Consider the following 17491-nt stretch of genomic DNA (forward strand, 5'->3'; position numbering starts at 1 on the left):
TTTTTTTTTTTTTTTTTTTAAGAAATAATATATGGCCTTCTAAATTGTATTAAATAGATCTTTAATTTTTCATTAGCATAAAAACAAGAATAGTCTACCCATATTTTTACGCTAATGATTATGATTGATTATAGGAGCAGAAGTTGGGATTTAATTATCAAATCTGTTTTTAATGCAGGCATTTTTCTGCAAAAGAACTTTTTAAAATATTTTTTGTTTACTTAATTTTCTCAAAAACAAAATTAATTCTAAAATCATCAGTATATACAATTGCTTTTAGCTGGTTGTTTTCTAAAAAATATTTTATTTTTTTTGGAAATTCATTTTTTGGGTTTTCACAAACAAAAGAGGTGTCGGTTTGCTGTGTAAACTTAAACAGCGTTGGTGTTTTATTAACGTCCTCTACTTTTAAATACAATGTATCTTTAATATATATAATACTCAATATTTCTTTAAAATTAGTCTTTTGTCCTTGTTTTGTATAGCCAATTCCGGTAAAATTGGTGTTCCAAGTTTCATAAGTTTGGCTGCTTTCTTTATCATTTAAACGCATCCAATTTCCTATTAAAAAGGTAGGTTTCTCAGGTTTATTGGTTTGATTCTGACAAGATATCATCAGAAAAAAGCAAATATAAAAGAGTAGCAATCTCATAAAATATCTTTTGGTTTCTTCAAATGTACCTATAAAAAGTGTAAATTCGCAGTCAAGAAAAGTAGAAGATGTTAGATAAACTAAGAATTGTTAAACAACGTTATGATGAGGTTTCTGATTTGATTATTCAGCCAGATATCATCATGGACCAAAAGCGTTACGTACAATTAAGCAAAGAGTATAAAGATTTAGGAAGTGTTGTTGAGAAAGGTAACGAATACCAATCTTTATTAAACAATATAGACGAAGCAAAAGAAATAATTTCTGATGGTTCTGATGCAGAAATGACAGAAATGGCTAAGATGGAAATCGATGAAGCTAATACTAGAATTCCGCAATTAGAAGAAGAAATAAAAGTTTTATTGATACCAAAAGATCCAGAAGATTCTAAAAATGCAGTGGTAGAATTACGTGCAGGAACAGGTGGTGACGAGGCAAGTATTTTTGCTGGAGATTTATTTAGAATGTATTCTAAATATTGCGAAAGTAAAGGATGGAAAGTTTCTACTGTAGATTATTCTGAAGGAACAAATGGCGGTTTTAAAGAAATTCAGTTCGAAGTTACTGGTAACGATGTTTATGGAATCTTAAAATTTGAAGCAGGCGTTCATCGAGTGCAAAGAGTTCCACAAACAGAAACACAAGGTCGCGTGCATACTTCTGCAGCAACCTGTATGGTTTTTCCAGAAGCAGAAGAGTTTGATGTTGAGATTAATCCAAAAGATGTAAGAATCGATTTTTTCTGTTCTTCAGGTCCTGGAGGTCAATCTGTAAATACAACCTATTCTGCGGTTCGTTTAACGCATCTTCCAACAGGTTTAGTGGCGCAATGTCAGGATCAAAAATCGCAACATAAAAATAAAGAAAAAGCATTTAAAGTTTTACGTTCTCGTTTGTATGACATGGAATTAGCTAAGAAAAATGCAGAGGATGCGTTAAAGCGTGGTTCTATGGTTTCTTCTGGAGATAGAAGTGCGAAAATTAGAACTTATAATTATGCTCAAGGTCGTGTAACAGATCATAGAATTGGTTTGTCTTTATATGATTTACCTAATATTTTAAATGGCGATATTCAGCGAATTATTGATGAATTAATGATGGCTGAAAATACAGAAAAATTAAAAAGTTTAAGCGACGGGTTCTAAAAAAATCTGACTTTACTTTTACATTCAAAAAAAACCTCAAAATAATATTTTGAGGTTTTTTTTGAATGTAAAAATTGGGGGAATATTGTGGGAATTAAAATAATAAGGTTTCATTCAAACCTTTTATCTCTTTAATTAAATAAAATAATTAAACCAATGTTGGGGGGAACATTAATTATATTCAAATTTAAGAAACATATTAATAGTGCACAATCCCTATTTATGATGAAATTTTTGTCTCCCTATAAACAAGGAGAAGCCTCCCCAGAAATGGGGAGGCTTCTCCTTTATATAACTTCTTTTTTAACGCTATTTCCCAAATAAATGTAACTCTGTAAACTCTTTATCTACAGTGATAGATTGAAATTGGGTAGTGTTAGATTTATTTACTTCTACGACAACATTGTCAATTTGTACAGATGTAATTTTGAACGGTAAATTGTGAAATACAATATTAAAGTTAGTATACTCAGCATCAAATTTGCCTTGTTTGTGTTGTTGTAAGATTAATTCGTTCTTTTTACCAGTTACTTTAAAGGTACGTAAACTATATCTCCCTTTTTTATAATCATACCCATCATGAGCATCATCAAATAATTGAGATTTTTCTTTTCCTTCTTTATAGTAGACATCTAATGTAATTTCATCAAATTTCTTTTCACCAACATATTGTTGAACGGGATATTTAGGTATTACAGCTCCTTCTTTTATAAAGATTGGCATGCTATCTAAATCTGCATCTACCCAAACTTCTCTTCCTCCTTCAACTACTTCATCTGTCCAGAAGTTATACCAAGTTCCTCTAGGAATATACATTCTTCTTCCTTTAGAGTTTGGTTCTAATATTGGGCAAACAAGTATGCTGTCTCCAAAAATAAATTCATCACTTCTGTAATGAGTTGCAACATCTTCTTGATCATATAAAACCAACGATTTTAAAATAGGTGTTCCGTGATTTATATGATTCCAGAAAGCAGTATATAAATAAGGTAAAAGTTGATATCTAATTTCTACAAACTTTCTAACAATATCTGTAATTTCAGTGCCAAAAACCCAAGGTTCTTGATCTCCATGATCTCCAGAAGAATGTACTCTACAAAACGCATGAAAAACACCTAATTGAATCCATCTTGCAAAAAGTTCTCCTTGTGGCTGCTCTGCAAAACCACCAATATCAGACCCTGCAAAAGAGAAACCAGACATTGCCATTCTTTGTGCTTGGTTATTTGCTATTGCTAAATGTTCCCAAGTTGCAACGTTATCGCCCATCCAAGTAGAAGTATATCTTTGTGCACCAGAATACGCAGATCTAGTAATAACAAAAGGTCTTTTTGGATATGCATATTTTTTTAAGCCATGATAAGTTGCACGCGCCATTTGAGTGCCATAAATATTATGCGCTTTTCTATGTGAACAAGGGTTGCCATCATAATCATGACGAACATCATCTGGAAAAGATTTATTAGGAACATCCATAACAGCAGGCTCGTTCATATCGTTCCAAACACCTTTAACACCAATATCTTCAATTAATTCTTGAAATAAACCAGACCACCATTCTCTAACTTCTGGTTTTGTAAAATCTGGAAAATAACATTCTCCAGGCCAAACTTTACCTTTCATATAAGGGCCATCGGCACGTTTACAGAAATAATCTTTATCTAGTGCTTCTTTAAAAACATCGTATTCTAAATCAATTTTAATTCCTGGATCGATAATAACAACGGTTTTAAAACCATCTTCTTCTAGTTCTCTTACCATCCTTTTTGGATCAGGAAAGTGTTTTTTATCCCAAGTAAAACAACGAAAACCATCCATATAATCGATATCTAAATAAATAGCATCACAAGGAATCTTTAAGTCTCTAAATGTTTTAGTAATTTCTTTTACGTTACTTTCTGGATAATAACTCCATTTACATTGATGAAATCCCAATGCCCACAAAGGAGGTAATGTATGAGGTTTACCAGTTAAATCTGTATAATTAGCAACCACATCCTCCATTTTTGGACCGTAGATAAAATAGTAATTCATTTCACCTCCTTGTGCCCAAAAACTAGTTACATTTCTTCTTTCGTGTGCAAAATCAAAATGCGTTTTAAAGGTATTATCAAAAAAGATTCCATACGACTTGTTGTCTTGTATTGCGGTATAAAAAGGAATCGCTTTGTATATTGGATCTGTATTTTTACCAAATGCGTAAGAATCTGTTGCCCAGTTTTCAAAACGCTTACCTTTCATATTTACTTCAACAGGTTTATCACCTAGACCGTAAAAACTTTCTGCTTTTTGACAAGCCTTGCTCATTTTTACAATATCTCCACCATATTCATAACTTTCTTCCCAATGAAAACCTATCTCATCTTCGTTAATTAACTTTAAATCGATTGCATCGTATAAACTTACCTGTAAGCTTAGTTTTTCTACTTTACAAATTAATTTTGAGGTTGTAATTATATAATGAGTTTTCTCTTCGGATACTTTTAAAAAACTGTAGCCTCTTGATGCATGAACGGTAACACCATAAGAAAAATCTTTTTCAAATTTTCCTGTGGTAGAATATCGAAATCTAATAACACTATCTCTAACAACGGTTACCTGTAAAACAACATTATTGTCTGTTGTAAAATGCAGTGTATCTACATCTTTTGTATACTTTATTATTTTTGAAGGAAATAAATTTCCTTTTTGTTCTAGTTCTGTATTAACAATCATAAATATTTAATTTTTTTGACATGTAAAAATCGTAAAACTTGATATAAATCAGCGATTAATAACTTTTTTTTTACGATAACGTTTGAGTACAAATGTATATTAATAGCTAAAGAAAATTAAGCAATGTTAAAAGCATTTTATCTAATTTAAAAGAATTTAGGATGCTATAAAAAAGTTGCTTGTTTTCTAGATATGTAAAAAAAAACGCGCCTTTTTTTTAAGAATATACTATCTTTAAAAGGTGCGTTTTAATTTTATTTGAATTTAAAGGCTAACATACCTAATGGCGGTAAGTCTAATTCAAGGGAATTTTTTCTATTATTCCATTCTTTTTCAACCGAAGTTAAATTTTTAGTATTAAAACCACCAGTTCCGTTATATTTTTTAGCGTCGCTGTTAAAAATTTCTTTTAAGGTTCCTGCTTTTGGTAGCCCAATTCTATATTGCTGTCTCGGAATTGGAGTTAGATTTAAAATAACAATAACATTGTCTTTTTCATCATTTCCTTTTCTAATATAAGACATCACAGAATTTTGATGATCTCCGTGATCTATCCATTCAAAACCTTCATGCGAAAATTGTTTTTGATGCAATGCAGGTTCATCTTTGTATAATTTGTTTAAATCTCTTACTAAAGATTGTGCACCTTTATGAACATCATATTCTAATAAATGCCAATCTAAACTTCCGTTAAAATTCCATTCACTTGTTTGGCCAAATTCACCACCTTGAAACAATAATTTTGTTCCTGGATGCGTGTACATTAAACTGTACATTAATCTTAGATTACCAAATTTTTGCCATTCATCGCCTGGCATTTTACTTACAATAGATTTTTTACCATAGACAACTTCGTCATGAGAAAGTGGTAACATAAAGTTTTCTGTAAACGCATAATTTAAACTAAACGTTAAATCGTTTTGATGGTGTTTTCTATAAACAGGTTCTTTTGCAAAATAATCTAAGGTATCGTGCATCCAACCCATCATCCATTTCATACCAAAACCTAAACCACCATCATAAATTGGTCTAGAAACTTTAGGAAACGAGGTAGATTCTTCGGCAATGGTTTGCACATCAGGAAAAGCTTCATACACTGCAGCATTCATTTCTTTGATAAAATCAATAGCTTCTAAATATTCTCTGCCGCCAAACATGTTTGGTTCCCATTCACCTTCTTCTCTAGAATAATCTAAGAATAACATAGACGCAACGGCATCAACTCTTAAACCATCTGCATGGTATTGGTCTAACCAAAAAATAGCATTACTTATTAAAAATGCTTTAATTTCGTTTCTTCCGTAGTTAAAAATTAAACTTTTCCAATCTTGGTGATATCCTTTTCTTCTGTCTGGATGCTCGTATAAATGAGAACCATCAAAATAGCCTAAACCATGGTCATCCGAAGGAAAATGTGAAGGAACCCAATCTAAAAGTACGCCAATTCCTTTTTCGTGAAATTTATCAACCAAAAATTTAAACTCATCAGGATACCCAAAACGAGATGTTGGTGCAAAATAGCCTGTTAATTGATATCCCCAACTTGGGTCGTATGGATATTCCATAATTGGCATAAATTCTACGTGTGTAAAATTCATATCAGCAACGTAAGAAACCAGTTCTTCTGCTAATTCATTGTAGCTTAAAAATCTATTTTCTTCAATTTGCTTTTTCCAAGAACCTAAATGTACTTCATAAACAGAAAAAGGTGCATCTAGTGCATTGTTTTTCTTTCTGTTTTTCATCCACTTTTTATCTTGCCATTTATAGTCATCTTCCCAAACTACAGAGGCAGTTTTAGGCGGATGTTCGCATCTTCTGGCAAATGGGTCTGCTTTTTCGGTGATTACACCATTATCAGAATTTTGAACTTTATATTTGTAAATATTGCCTTTTTTTACATTTGGTATAAATCCTTCCCAGATTCCGCTGCCATCCCAACGCACATTTAAATGATGTTCGCCTTCTAACCAGAAATTAAAATCGCCAGTAACAGAAACAGCCTTTGCGCTTGGTGCCCAAACTGCAAAATAGGTTCCGTCTACACCATCTACATTTATAAGATGTGACCCAAATTTTTCGTATAAACGATAGTGTTTTCCAGCTTTGAATAAATCGATATCAAATTCTGTAAAAAGACTGTGAGCTTTTGTTTTTGTCATAATTTTATGAGTTCAATATGTTTGCAATACCTTTTAACGGAATTATTGTCCATTTTGGTCTTGAATTGAGTTCGTACCCTAACTCGTAAATTGCTTTTTCTAGTAAGCAGTATTTTAATAAAAATATTCTTTCGTTTCTGTAACCTATATGTAGGTTTGCATTTTTTGTGGTTTCTACATAGGTTTCCATAAAGATTGAAACCATGTATTTGTATAATAATTCACCAAATTCAAAAAGCTCTTCTTGAGTTTTTTTATATTCATCTTGATGATTAAAAATCGTTGAATAAATTGCGTAATGAAAAGACCGAAACAAGCCCGCAACGTCTTTTAATGGTGGTTGTTTTACTTTTCGATCTCTAATTGTACTCTCTGGTTCTCCTTCAAAATCTAAAATACAAAAATCATCATCTTGCACTAAAATTTGTCCTAAATGATAATCTCCATGAATTCTAATTCTTTCTCCTTTTAATTTCGTCCAATCGAAATTGACCAAACGTTTTCTAATTTCGTTTTTTCGTTCTAAAAACTCTTTAGCAAGTTGTAAACTATCACCTTTTAATTTATGTAAATTGTTTTCGGCAAGATTTAATCTGTTTTGAAATTGATAGGTTAATCTATTTTTTAGCCAAACCGTATAATCGCCGTTAAAATGAGTAGGTGTAAAGGACGTGTCTGCAAACTCTGAACCTAAAGCAATGTGCATTTCGGCAGTTCTTTGTGCTAATTTCTTTACTTTGGTTAGTAAATGAAGTCCAATCCAATCTATAATTTGAGGCGGAACTTCGGCAATTTTAACACGTTTAAACATTTCTACATCGGGTAAATCTTTAAAAGAAATACTTTTAGTATCAACTGTTTGATAAATGGTATGAATCTCTTTTAAAAAATATTCCCAAGCATCCCCACTATTCGGAACTAATTTTTGCATTAAACCAATAGTAACATTCGTGTTATCTGAGTCTATAATATTGATACTTCCTAAATATAGTGGCGTGTGTTTAAACTCTTTTCTGTGCGATAAAAAACGACTCATTTCATAGTCAGGATTTTTATCAGCGTAAATTCTTCTAAAAAATTTTAAAACATAGGTATCATTATAAATAATGGAAGTATTGCTTTGTTCAACGCCCATAAATTTGGATGATTTGTATTCTGGGAAACTAAAACCTTCTGTTTTATGATATTGAACAGGAGTTTTATCAATTGGTAAAGCAGAACTTATTCTTTGATACACCACTTTTCTAAAGCTTTCTAGATGCATGGCGTCTATAATATAACCTTCTTTATTTTTTAGTTTGATGGGCAAAATTCTGTTTTCCTCAGAAATACTTTCATCGGCAACAAATGCGATCGGTAAAAAGTAATGATGGTAAAAAGCTTCTACAAAATTAACTTCTAAAATTAAACCAAAATAGACTTCACCATCTTGCTGAATTTTAAAATATTCACTTAATTCTATGTATTTTAATTTGCTAGACTTACCGCCAAACCAACGTTGTTTCTGGATGTATTCTTCTAAAACGTCTGATAAAAAAACAGACACAAAATCTTTGTCAGCTATAATCTCCTCCCAACTATTTGAAGATGAAAATAGAGAAGCTTTCGATATTGTGTGTGTTTCTTTGATCATTAATTATTTATTAATTTTAAAAATATGAAATGGTAATGTTGCATGCAATTGTACATAATTACTTTCATTATACCAATTGTAAGAGTTTCTTGTAACCAAATCTACCACTTCGATTTTATGACCATAATTTACACCTAAATCGTACAAAGGTAATTTTACAGAACCAGATTGCGAGTTGTAAGCATCTAAATTAATAACCGTTAAAGTCTCATTGGTTCTGTCTTGATTCCATTTATAGAACGCAATTATCTGGTCATTACCAGTTTCTAAAAATTGGATATTATTTGTTTGTTGATAAGATTCGTTCTCTTTTCTAATATTATTTATTCGAGTAATTATTGCAGTCACTTTATTTTCTTTGAACCAGTCATACTTACAAAGTTGAAATTTTTCTGACATGTAATATTCTTCTTTCCCAGCAATAGGAGTATCAATCATTTGTTCAAAAACAGGTCCATAAATACCAATATTTGATGATAAAGTTGCTGCTAAAGCATAACGTATCAAATATTTAGATTCTGGTGCACCTTGCAAATGATAAGGATTAATATCAGGAGTATTTGGCCAAAAATTAGGTCTCATAAATTCCTTTTGATCTGTTTGCGTAAGTTCGTTCATGTACTCAGTCAATTCTTGTTTAGAATCTCTCCAAGTAAAATACGTGTAAGATTGTGTATAGCCTTGTTTAGCCAATTGATGCATTATTTTTGGTCTTGTAAATGCTTCTGCTAAAAACAACACATCTGGATGCTTTTTCTTTACTTCAGTAACAATCCAACCCCAAAAATAGTAAGGTTTTGTATGCGGATTGTCAACTCTAAAAACGTTAATTCCGCAATCAATCCAATAAAATAAAGTGTCTAAACATTCTTGCCAAAGGTTTTTATAATCTTTGCTTTCCCAATAAATAGGTAGAATATCTTGGTATTTTTTTGGCGGATTTTCCGCATATTGTACAGTTCCGTCTGGTCTCCATTTAAACCAATCTGGATGCGCTGTAACCCAAGGATGATCTGGTGCTGCTTGTAAAGCATAATCCATGGCAACTTCAATTCCTAATTCTTTAGCTTTAACTATTAAGTTTTTAAAATCGTCCATAGTACCTAATTCTGGATGAATGTCTTTGTGACCTCCATGTTTAGAACCAATTCCCCAAGTTGAACCCACATCGCCATTTTGTGCAACGGTAGTATTGTTTTTCCCTTTTCTATTTACTTCACCAATGGGATGAATAGGAGGAAAGTACAAGGTGTCGAAACCCATTTCTGCAACTCTTGGCAACAACCTATGGCAGTCGTTAAATGTTCCATGTTTACCTTCTTGTTCGGATGCTGAACGCGGAAAAAATTCATACCAAGTAGAAAATCTTGCTTTTAATCGATCAACATAAACCTTATATTCTGCCGAATTTTGTGTCAATAATTTCTTCGGATTATTTTTAAGAATTATGTGTAACTTTTTTGAAACCGCTTCTTTTATTGCTTCTGTATAGGTATCTTTATTTTTAAAAAGTGCTATTACATGTAATAAATACTCCTTTTCTTCTTTGTTAACTTTTTTAGAAATGGCAGATAGTAATTCTACACCTTCTAAAAGTTCTGAATTTACATGTTGATAATCATCAATTTTTCGTTCAATTCCATGTTGCCAGTTTAAAGCATAATCTACCCAGCCTTCAATTTTATAGGAATAAAAACCTTGTTTTGTTGTTATAAAACTTGCGGCATATTCATCATTAGAAGTGGCATACATTCTAGTTTCTAACCACGTTTTTTCTGATTCGTGTTTGTATAATAAACTTGCTTGAAGCACATCATGTCCATCTACTAAAACATCGGCAGTTACATTAACAATTTCGTTTACAACCCGTTTTATAAATACGGTTCCTCCATTTAATTGCGGAGCAATATTTTCTATTACAATTCTACTTTGATTTTGCATTAAATAATTTTTGTTTAAATAAAAAGTAATAATTTTTTATCCTATGATGGTTCCTTTAGGTATTGTCGCATCTTTTTTAATGACTACAATTCCGTCTTTTACCAAATAAGTATCTGTTTCTATGTTTTTAATATGAGGACCACCGTTGATTCTTACATCATCGCCAATTCTACAATTTTTATCTACAATACAATTATGAATATAACATCTATCTCCAATTCCCATTACAACATCAACATTGTTTGCCGCCATAAATTCTAGCGATTCGTAAGAGTCATTACCCATCATGTAGGTGTTTGATATCAAAGAATTTTTTCCTATTCTAGAACGAATTCCAATAACACATCGGTCTATTTTTTCTGCATGAATAATACATCCATCGCCAATAACAGCTTTGTTTAAAATGGTGCCAGAAATTTTTGAAGTTGGTAAAATTCTTGGTCTTGTGTAAATTCCGTTTTCATTATATAAATTAAATTTAGGCACATCATCTGTTAAGCCTAAATTAGCTTCAAAGAAAGAGTCAATATTACCAATATCTGTCCAATAGCCCTCGTATTGGTAACTTAAGGTTTTATGTTTATCAATTGCTTGAGGTATAATTTCTTTTCCAAAATCATTGGTATCAGGATTGTTCATTAACTCAACCAATAAGTCTCTATTAAAAATATAAATTCCCATGGATGCTAAATAATCCCTGCCTTGAGATTTCATTTCCTCACCAACATCCGAAGTCCAATTTGGTAATAAATCAGCAGCTGGTTTTTCTATAAAGGAAGTTATTATATGATCTTCATTCGTTTTTAATAAGCCGAAGGATGTAGCATCTTTTGCATTTACAGGATACGTTGCAATGGTTATTTCTGCTCCACTATTTTTGTGTTTTTCAATCATATCATTAAAATCCATCTGATATAACTGATCGCCAGAAAGTATTAACGCATATTCAAAATCGTTTTGTAAAAAGTGATGCATGCTTTGTCTAACAGCATCTGCGGTACCTTGAAACCAAGAATCACTTTGCATGGTTTGTTCAGCAGCCAATACATCTACAAAAGCAGAACTAAAAAAACTAAAATGATACGTATTTTTTATATGTTTGTTTAAAGACGCAGAGTTAAACTGAGTTAACACATACATTCTTTTAATATCAGAATTGATACAATTAGAAATAGGAATATCTACTAATCTATATTTACCAGCAATTGGTACAGCAGGTTTTGATCTGTCTTTTGTTAATGGATATAACCTTGAACCTTGACCACCACCCAATATAATCCCTAATACTTTATCGTTTATCATTGTAATTATTTTTTTAAAGTTTTATATAATTCTTCTACCTGTCTTGCAATTGATATCCAATCAAAATAATCCTCAACTCTTTTTCTACCTTTTTTTGCCATAGAATTTTTAAGTGTAGGATTATTGATAACTTTATTTATACCTTCTGCTAAATCTCTTGCAAATTTATCAGGATTTACAGGTTCAAAAGGTGCCGATTTTTGTTGTTCAACCGGAATTAATAACCCAGTTTCTCCGTGTACAACAACTTCTTTAATTCCGCCAACAGCACTCGCAACAACAGCAGTATCGCATGCCATTGCTTCAATATTTATAATTCCAAAAGGTTCATAGATTGATGGGCAGCAAAAAACATCAGCATGAGAATATAACTGAATTACTTCTTTTTTTGTAACCATTTTATCAATCCAGATTACGTTTTTACGAGTTTTTTTAACCTCGTTTACAGCATTTTCCATTTCTAAACCAATCTCCTTGGTATCTGGCGCACCAGCACAAAGTACAACTTGAGTGTCTGAATCTATATATTTTATGGCATTTACTAAATGAATAATTCCTTTTTGTCTTGTAATTCTTCCAACAAAAAGCACATAAGGTTTTGTTTTATCAATGTTATAAACGTCTAAAGTTGATGTTTCGGCTGTGGTAACATATTCTTGAAGATTAATTCCATTATAGATTACTTTAACTTTGCTTTCATCAACATTAAAATGTTTTAAAACGTCTTCTTTGGTTTCTTCGGATACAGCAATTAATGCATCGGCCATTTCAATTGCCGTTTTTTCAATCCAAGAAGAAGCATCGTAACCACGCCCTAATTGTTCTCTTTTCCAAGGTCTTAAAGGCTCTAAAGAATGTGTAGTTATAACTAACGGAATTCCGTAGCAAAGTTTAGCAACAATACCTGCAAAGTGTGCGTACCAAGTATGGCAATGAACAATATCTGCATCGATTGCATCAGCATTCATGTGTAAGCCAGTACTTAATGTTTGAAAGACCGCCTTTAATTTATCATCTGCATTTTCAAAGGTAGCATTGTCATAAGGAAAACCTTTTACAGTTAGACTTGGATCTTTAGAATTTTGGTCACCAAAACATCTAACTTCAACATCCATCAACTTAGATAATTCTGCAGCAAGATATTCCACGTGAACACCTGCTCCGCCATAAACATATGGTGGAAATTCTCTTGTGTAAAAAAGGGTTTTCATAAGCTATTTTGTGATTTATTAGTTTCGTTTAATTTAGAGCATTAAGGTATAAAATAAGCAGTAAACCAACAAAATAAAAAAGGAAGATTTTTATTCTAAAAATATAATTATTATTTTGGTAATATAATCACAACAAAAAAGGCAAACAATATTGATAAATCAGTATTATTTGCCTTTGATAAAAAATAGTGTAATTAATAGAACTTAACGATTATGCATTTCTGTGTTTATTAATTTCATCTTGCAGTTCTCTGCGTAATTTTTGTTCTCTTTCTATAGATTTTTTTCTATGGTCATCAAATTCTTGTTCTATATCTAATAAATTACTTTGAGCTTCATTTGTTAAAACATTGCTTTTAGAGAATTTATAAACAAAGAAACCTAAACCAATTGATAATGTGATAATTATAAACCATAAAATTAAATTATAGGTTGTTTTATTTAAATGCAAGCCAAATAAAGAGACTGAATTTTCCTTTTGAAGAGTAGTATCTAGGTCTAACTTTGTCTTATTAAGAATTAAGTTTAGTTCTTCTACATTTTCTTGTTCAGTTCTTAGCAAGTTTTCTTTTTCAGAAACAAGTTTTTTAGCATTCTTTAAAGAATCTAAAACATTCGATTTTAGTTTTTCATATTTGTCTCTATCAACAACTTTATAGGTTTGGTAGGAAGTAGATACTCTATAAATTCTGTCAAATTGACCGTTTATAGAATTGTCTTCATCAATAACTTCTTGAGAGAAAGCCGCGAAAGAGGTAAGAAAAAAAACAAGTAGTAATAATTTAGATTTCATTTTTTGTGCTTTTATAGAGTGCAAATTTAAGAAAAAAACCCAAACAAATTGTTTGGGTTTTTAATATAAGCAAGTATTATTATTTTATTTTATTTTATCTGCAACTGCCTTAAAAGCTTCTGAGTTGTTAACAGCTAAATCAGCTAAAACCTTACGGTTTAGTTCGATTTTATGTGCTTTTACTTTACCCATAAACTGAGAATAAGACATTCCGTGTAAACGAGCTGCTGCGTTAATACGCACAATCCATAAAGAACGAAAGTTTCTCTTATTGTTTTTACGGTCACGGTATGCATAAAGCATTCCTTTTTCAACCGCATTTTTTGCTACTGTATAAACGTTTTTTCTACGTCCAAAGTAACCTTTTGCTGCCTTCAAGATTTTTTTTCTTCTTTTTCTTGAGGCTACTGAATTTACTGATCTTGGCATAATTTCAATGATTTTTGTAGTTGGCGGTCTTTATACAGACACTTTCTATTTTTTTATTTTAAATAGCGCAACTCCATGGTTAATAATAAAATTCCCTTTAGCTAAATTATATAGCTAACTGTTGTTTAATGTTTGCAACATCAGACTTATGTACTAAAGTATCATGAGTCAATCTAAGCTTACGTTTTTTAGATTTCTTTGTTAAGATATGACTCTTAAACGCGTGCTTTCTTTTAATTTTTCCAGAACCAGTAACTTTGAATCGTTTTTTGGCACTAGATTTGGTTTTCATTTTAGGCATTTCTCCTTCGTTTTTATCTTGCTTATAAGATTGTTTATTCTAAACTTGTTTCAGAATCTAATTTTTATTTCCCTACTTTCTTTGGAGCGATAAACATAATCATACGCTTACCTTCCAATTTTGGTAATTGTTCTACTTTACCATATTCCTCTAATTCTTGGGCTAATTTTAAAAGTAAAATTTGTCCTTGTTCTTTAAAAATAATCGATCTTCCCTTAAAGAAAACAAATGCTTTTAATTTTGCGCCATCTTGTAAGAACTTAAGGGCATGTTTTTTCTTAAATTCATAGTCATGCTCATCAGTTTGCGGTCCAAAACGTATCTCTTTGATGGTAACTTTCGTTGCCTTCGACTTTAACACTTTTTCTCGCTTCTTCTGCTCATACAAGAATTTCTTGTAATCAATAATTTTACAAACAGGTGGCTTAGCCTTTGGCGAAATCTCCACCAAATCTAATTCCTGTTCTTTGGCTAATTCTTTTGCTTTCGCTAAAGGATAGACACCAACTTCAACATTATCGCCCACAAGACGAACTTCGTCAACATATTTTATTTTTTCATTAATTCTATGTTGATCTTCTTTGATTACTCTTAATGGTCTTCTCGACCTACTTCTACGTATTGCTATGACCTATAAATTTAAATTTAACACTTAGTTGTTTTACCAACCTATTTTTATTTCTAGTTGATGAATTAAAACTTCATCAAAGTACTCTCTACTTCTTTTTTTATTAAAGATACAAATTCTTCTATTGTAAATGTACCTAAATCTCCTTCGCCATGTTTTCTTACCGATACGGTTCCTTCTTCTTCCTCTTTTTCCCCAACAATAAGCATATATGGCACTTTACTTACTTCTGCATCTCGAATCTTTCTTCCCGTTTTTTCATTTCGGTCGTCTACCAAAGCGCGAATTTCGGAATTTTCTAGCAATTCTAAAACTTTTTCTGAATAATTTTGATATTTCTCACTGATAGGCAATAAGATAACCTGATCTGGTGTTAACCAAAGAGGGAAGTTACCCGCTGTGTGCTCTAGTAAAACCGCGATAAATCGCTCCATAGAACCAAAGGGTGCTCTGTGAATCATCACTGGTCTGTGCAGTTGATTATCTGCTCCTTTATACGTTAAATCAAAACGTTTTGGTAAATTATAGTCAACTTGAATGGTTCCAAGCTGCCAACTTCTGCCTAAAGCGTCCTTAACCATGAAATCTAATTTAGGCCCGTAAAAAGCAGCTTCGCCTTCTACAATCACAAAATTTAAACCTTTATCTGTTGCTGCACTTATAATTGCTTTTTCAGCAATTTCCCAAGTTTCAACATCCCCAATATATTTATCAAGGTTTTCCATATCTCTAATAGAAACCTGTGCTGTAAAGTTTTCAAAACCTAAAGATCCAAAGACATATAATACTAAATCTATTACATCTTTAAATTCTTGGTCTAATTGTTCTGGTGTACAAAAAATATGCGCATCATCTTGCGTAAAACCTCTTACACGAGTTAAACCGTGCAATTCGCCACTTTGTTCATATCTATATACCGTTCCAAATTCTGCAAAGCGTTTTGGTAAATCTTTATAAGAATACGGTTTAAAGTTATAAATTTCACAGTGATGTGGGCAGTTCATTGGTTTTAACAAAAACTCTTCATCCATTTTAGGAGTTTTTATCGACTGAAAACTATCTGCTCCATATTTTTCATAATGTCCAGAAGTAACATATAGCTCTTTCTGACCAATATGAGGTGTCATTACCATTTCGTAACCCGCTTTTTTCTGAGCTTTCTTTAGAAAATCTTCTAAACGTCCTCTTAAAGCAGCACCTTTTGGCAGCCATAAAGGTAAACCTGCACCAACCTTTGGCGAAAAAGTAAATAACTCTAACTCTTTACCAAGTTTTCTATGATCACGTTTTTTAGCTTCTTCTATAAGCTCTAAATATTCAGTAAGTAATTTTTGTTTTGGAAAAGTAATTCCGTAAACACGAGTTAATTGATTGTTTTTCTCATCACCTCTCCAATAAGCCCCAGCAACATTCATTATTTTCACAGCCTTTATAATACCTGTGTTAGGTATGTGGCCTCCTCTACATAAATCAGTAAAGTTGCTGTGGTCGCAAAAAGTGATATCTCCATCCGTTAAGTTCTCAATCAACTCCACTTTATAAGGGTTGTTCTCTTTCTTATATAAAGTTAACGCATCCGCTTTAGAAACAGAACGCATAGAAAACTCATGTTTTCCACGAGCAATTTCTAGAAACTTATCTTCAATCTCTTTAAAATCCTTTTCAGAAATAACACCTTCACCAAGATCTAAATCATAATAGAATCCATTATCAATAGCAGGCCCAATTGTTAATTTTGCATTCGGATGAAAACTTAAGATCGCCTCTGCTAAAACGTGGGCAGAAGAATGCCAGAAAGCTTTTTTACCAGCATCTTCGTTAAATGTGAATAAAACTAAAGAACCATCGGTGATTAGTGGGGTAGTAGTTTCAACGGTTGTTCCGTTAAAACTTGCAGATATAATGTTTCTAGCCAATCCTTCACTAATGCTTTTTGCAACATCAAAAGGACTGCTGTTTATAGCAAATTCCTTAATACTTCCGTCAGGTAATGTAATTTTAATCATTAATTGTATAATTTTTGAGGATGCAAAGATATTAGAAAACAATTTTTCACACAATATATATGTGTACTTATTATATAAGGTGAATTTTTTCTGGATGTTTCCACGCTTTCCTAGCGTGGTCGGGCTTTCCATTGTATCTTTTTATGCTCTATAATTAATCAAACAGATGCTCATACATCAAGATCACTAAAATATACGTTCCAATAGTAAAGCTTGTAAAGCATAAAAAGGATGCCATTTCAATCCCTAACATATTATTTTTGAATTTTATAGAATTAGAAAGGTCAAAAATATCATATCTGAGATGCTGTTTTAGAAGTAATCCGTAACATACAAACATAAATAGTTGCTATTTGATTATATCTTCTCTTTTCTTAACGAGGTAATTCAAGACAAAAAATGTTTGTTTAAACATTAAACTAATCATTTAAAGGTTCTGCGTTTTGTTGTTAAAACTTTTAATGTCTCAAGAAAAGTTTGTTTAATTAGATGAAGCTACAATATCCAGAAAAAAGTTAAATATATTTTAAATGATAACCAATTCAAAACAATGAAGTTAGAAGTGCTTGAAGA

The 17491-nt window shown here is 31.6% G+C and carries 13 protein-coding genes; 1 reads left to right on the forward strand and 12 read right to left on the reverse strand.

The features are described from left to right. Window positions 1-217: 217 nt before the first annotated feature. The gene (locus BTO16_RS17235; protein ID WP_146105426.1) at window positions 218-652 is read right to left on the reverse strand and encodes a hypothetical protein; all 435 of its coding nucleotides are present in this window, start codon (window positions 650-652) and stop codon (window positions 218-220) included. A gap of 68 nt (window positions 653-720) precedes the next feature. On the opposite strand from BTO16_RS17235, the gene prfA reads away from it, so the two are divergent. After that, window positions 721-1797: a peptide chain release factor 1 gene (gene prfA / locus BTO16_RS17240; protein WP_105022875.1), complete on the forward strand. Its 1077-nt coding sequence runs from the start codon at window positions 721-723 to the stop codon at window positions 1795-1797. 309 nt (window positions 1798-2106) lie between these two features. On the opposite strand, the gene BTO16_RS17245 is transcribed toward prfA, so the two are convergent. The 11 genes from BTO16_RS17245 to thrS all read right to left on the reverse strand — a co-directional run bounded on the left by BTO16_RS17245 (window position 2107) and on the right by thrS (window position 16918). Continuing rightward, window positions 2107-4512 carry a glycoside hydrolase family 31 protein gene (locus BTO16_RS17245; protein ID WP_105022876.1) on the reverse strand — a complete coding sequence of 802 codons (2406 nt, stop codon included), beginning with the start codon at window positions 4510-4512 and terminating at the stop codon, window positions 2107-2109. Between the two features lie 254 nt (window positions 4513-4766). After that, complete coding sequence (glgB, locus tag BTO16_RS17250) at window positions 4767-6674, reverse strand: 1,4-alpha-glucan branching protein GlgB (protein ID WP_105022877.1); 1908 nt, start codon at window positions 6672-6674, stop codon at window positions 4767-4769. A 4-nt stretch (window positions 6675-6678) separates the two neighbouring features. After that, a complete protein-coding gene (locus BTO16_RS17255) occupies window positions 6679-8307 on the reverse strand; it encodes a trehalose synthase (RefSeq protein WP_105022878.1) in 1629 nt (542 codons plus the stop codon). A 3-nt stretch (window positions 8308-8310) separates the two neighbouring features. Continuing rightward, complete coding sequence (locus BTO16_RS17260) at window positions 8311-10248, reverse strand: alpha-1,4-glucan--maltose-1-phosphate maltosyltransferase (protein WP_105022879.1); 1938 nt, start codon at window positions 10246-10248, stop codon at window positions 8311-8313. 36 nt (window positions 10249-10284) lie between these two features. Next, entirely contained in the window at window positions 10285-11550 is a 1266-nt protein-coding gene (locus BTO16_RS17265) for a glucose-1-phosphate adenylyltransferase (protein ID WP_105022880.1), read from the reverse strand. 5 nt (window positions 11551-11555) lie between these two features. After that, complete coding sequence (gene glgA, locus BTO16_RS17270; protein WP_105022881.1) at window positions 11556-12761, reverse strand: glycogen synthase; 1206 nt, start codon at window positions 12759-12761, stop codon at window positions 11556-11558. Between the two features lie 211 nt (window positions 12762-12972). Continuing rightward, window positions 12973-13554, reverse strand: coding sequence for a hypothetical protein (locus tag BTO16_RS17275; protein WP_105022882.1), 582 nt, complete (start codon window positions 13552-13554; stop codon window positions 12973-12975). Between the two features lie 84 nt (window positions 13555-13638). Further along, complete coding sequence (rplT, locus tag BTO16_RS17280) at window positions 13639-13983, reverse strand: 50S ribosomal protein L20 (RefSeq protein WP_105022883.1); 345 nt, start codon at window positions 13981-13983, stop codon at window positions 13639-13641. A gap of 106 nt (window positions 13984-14089) precedes the next feature. Then, a complete protein-coding gene (rpmI, locus tag BTO16_RS17285) occupies window positions 14090-14284 on the reverse strand; it encodes a 50S ribosomal protein L35 (protein WP_104810083.1) in 195 nt (64 codons plus the stop codon). A gap of 64 nt (window positions 14285-14348) precedes the next feature. Next, the gene (gene infC, locus BTO16_RS17290) at window positions 14349-14870 is read right to left on the reverse strand and encodes a translation initiation factor IF-3 (RefSeq protein ID WP_262503079.1); all 522 of its coding nucleotides are present in this window, start codon (window positions 14868-14870) and stop codon (window positions 14349-14351) included. A gap of 107 nt (window positions 14871-14977) precedes the next feature. Next, a complete protein-coding gene (thrS, locus tag BTO16_RS17295) occupies window positions 14978-16918 on the reverse strand; it encodes a threonine--tRNA ligase (RefSeq protein WP_105022884.1) in 1941 nt (646 codons plus the stop codon). Window positions 16919-17491 lie beyond the last annotated feature (573 nt).

Origin of the sequence: Polaribacter glomeratus, from assembly GCF_002954665.1 — a bacterium.
Classification (GTDB): Bacteria; Bacteroidota; Bacteroidia; order Flavobacteriales; family Flavobacteriaceae; genus Polaribacter; species Polaribacter glomeratus.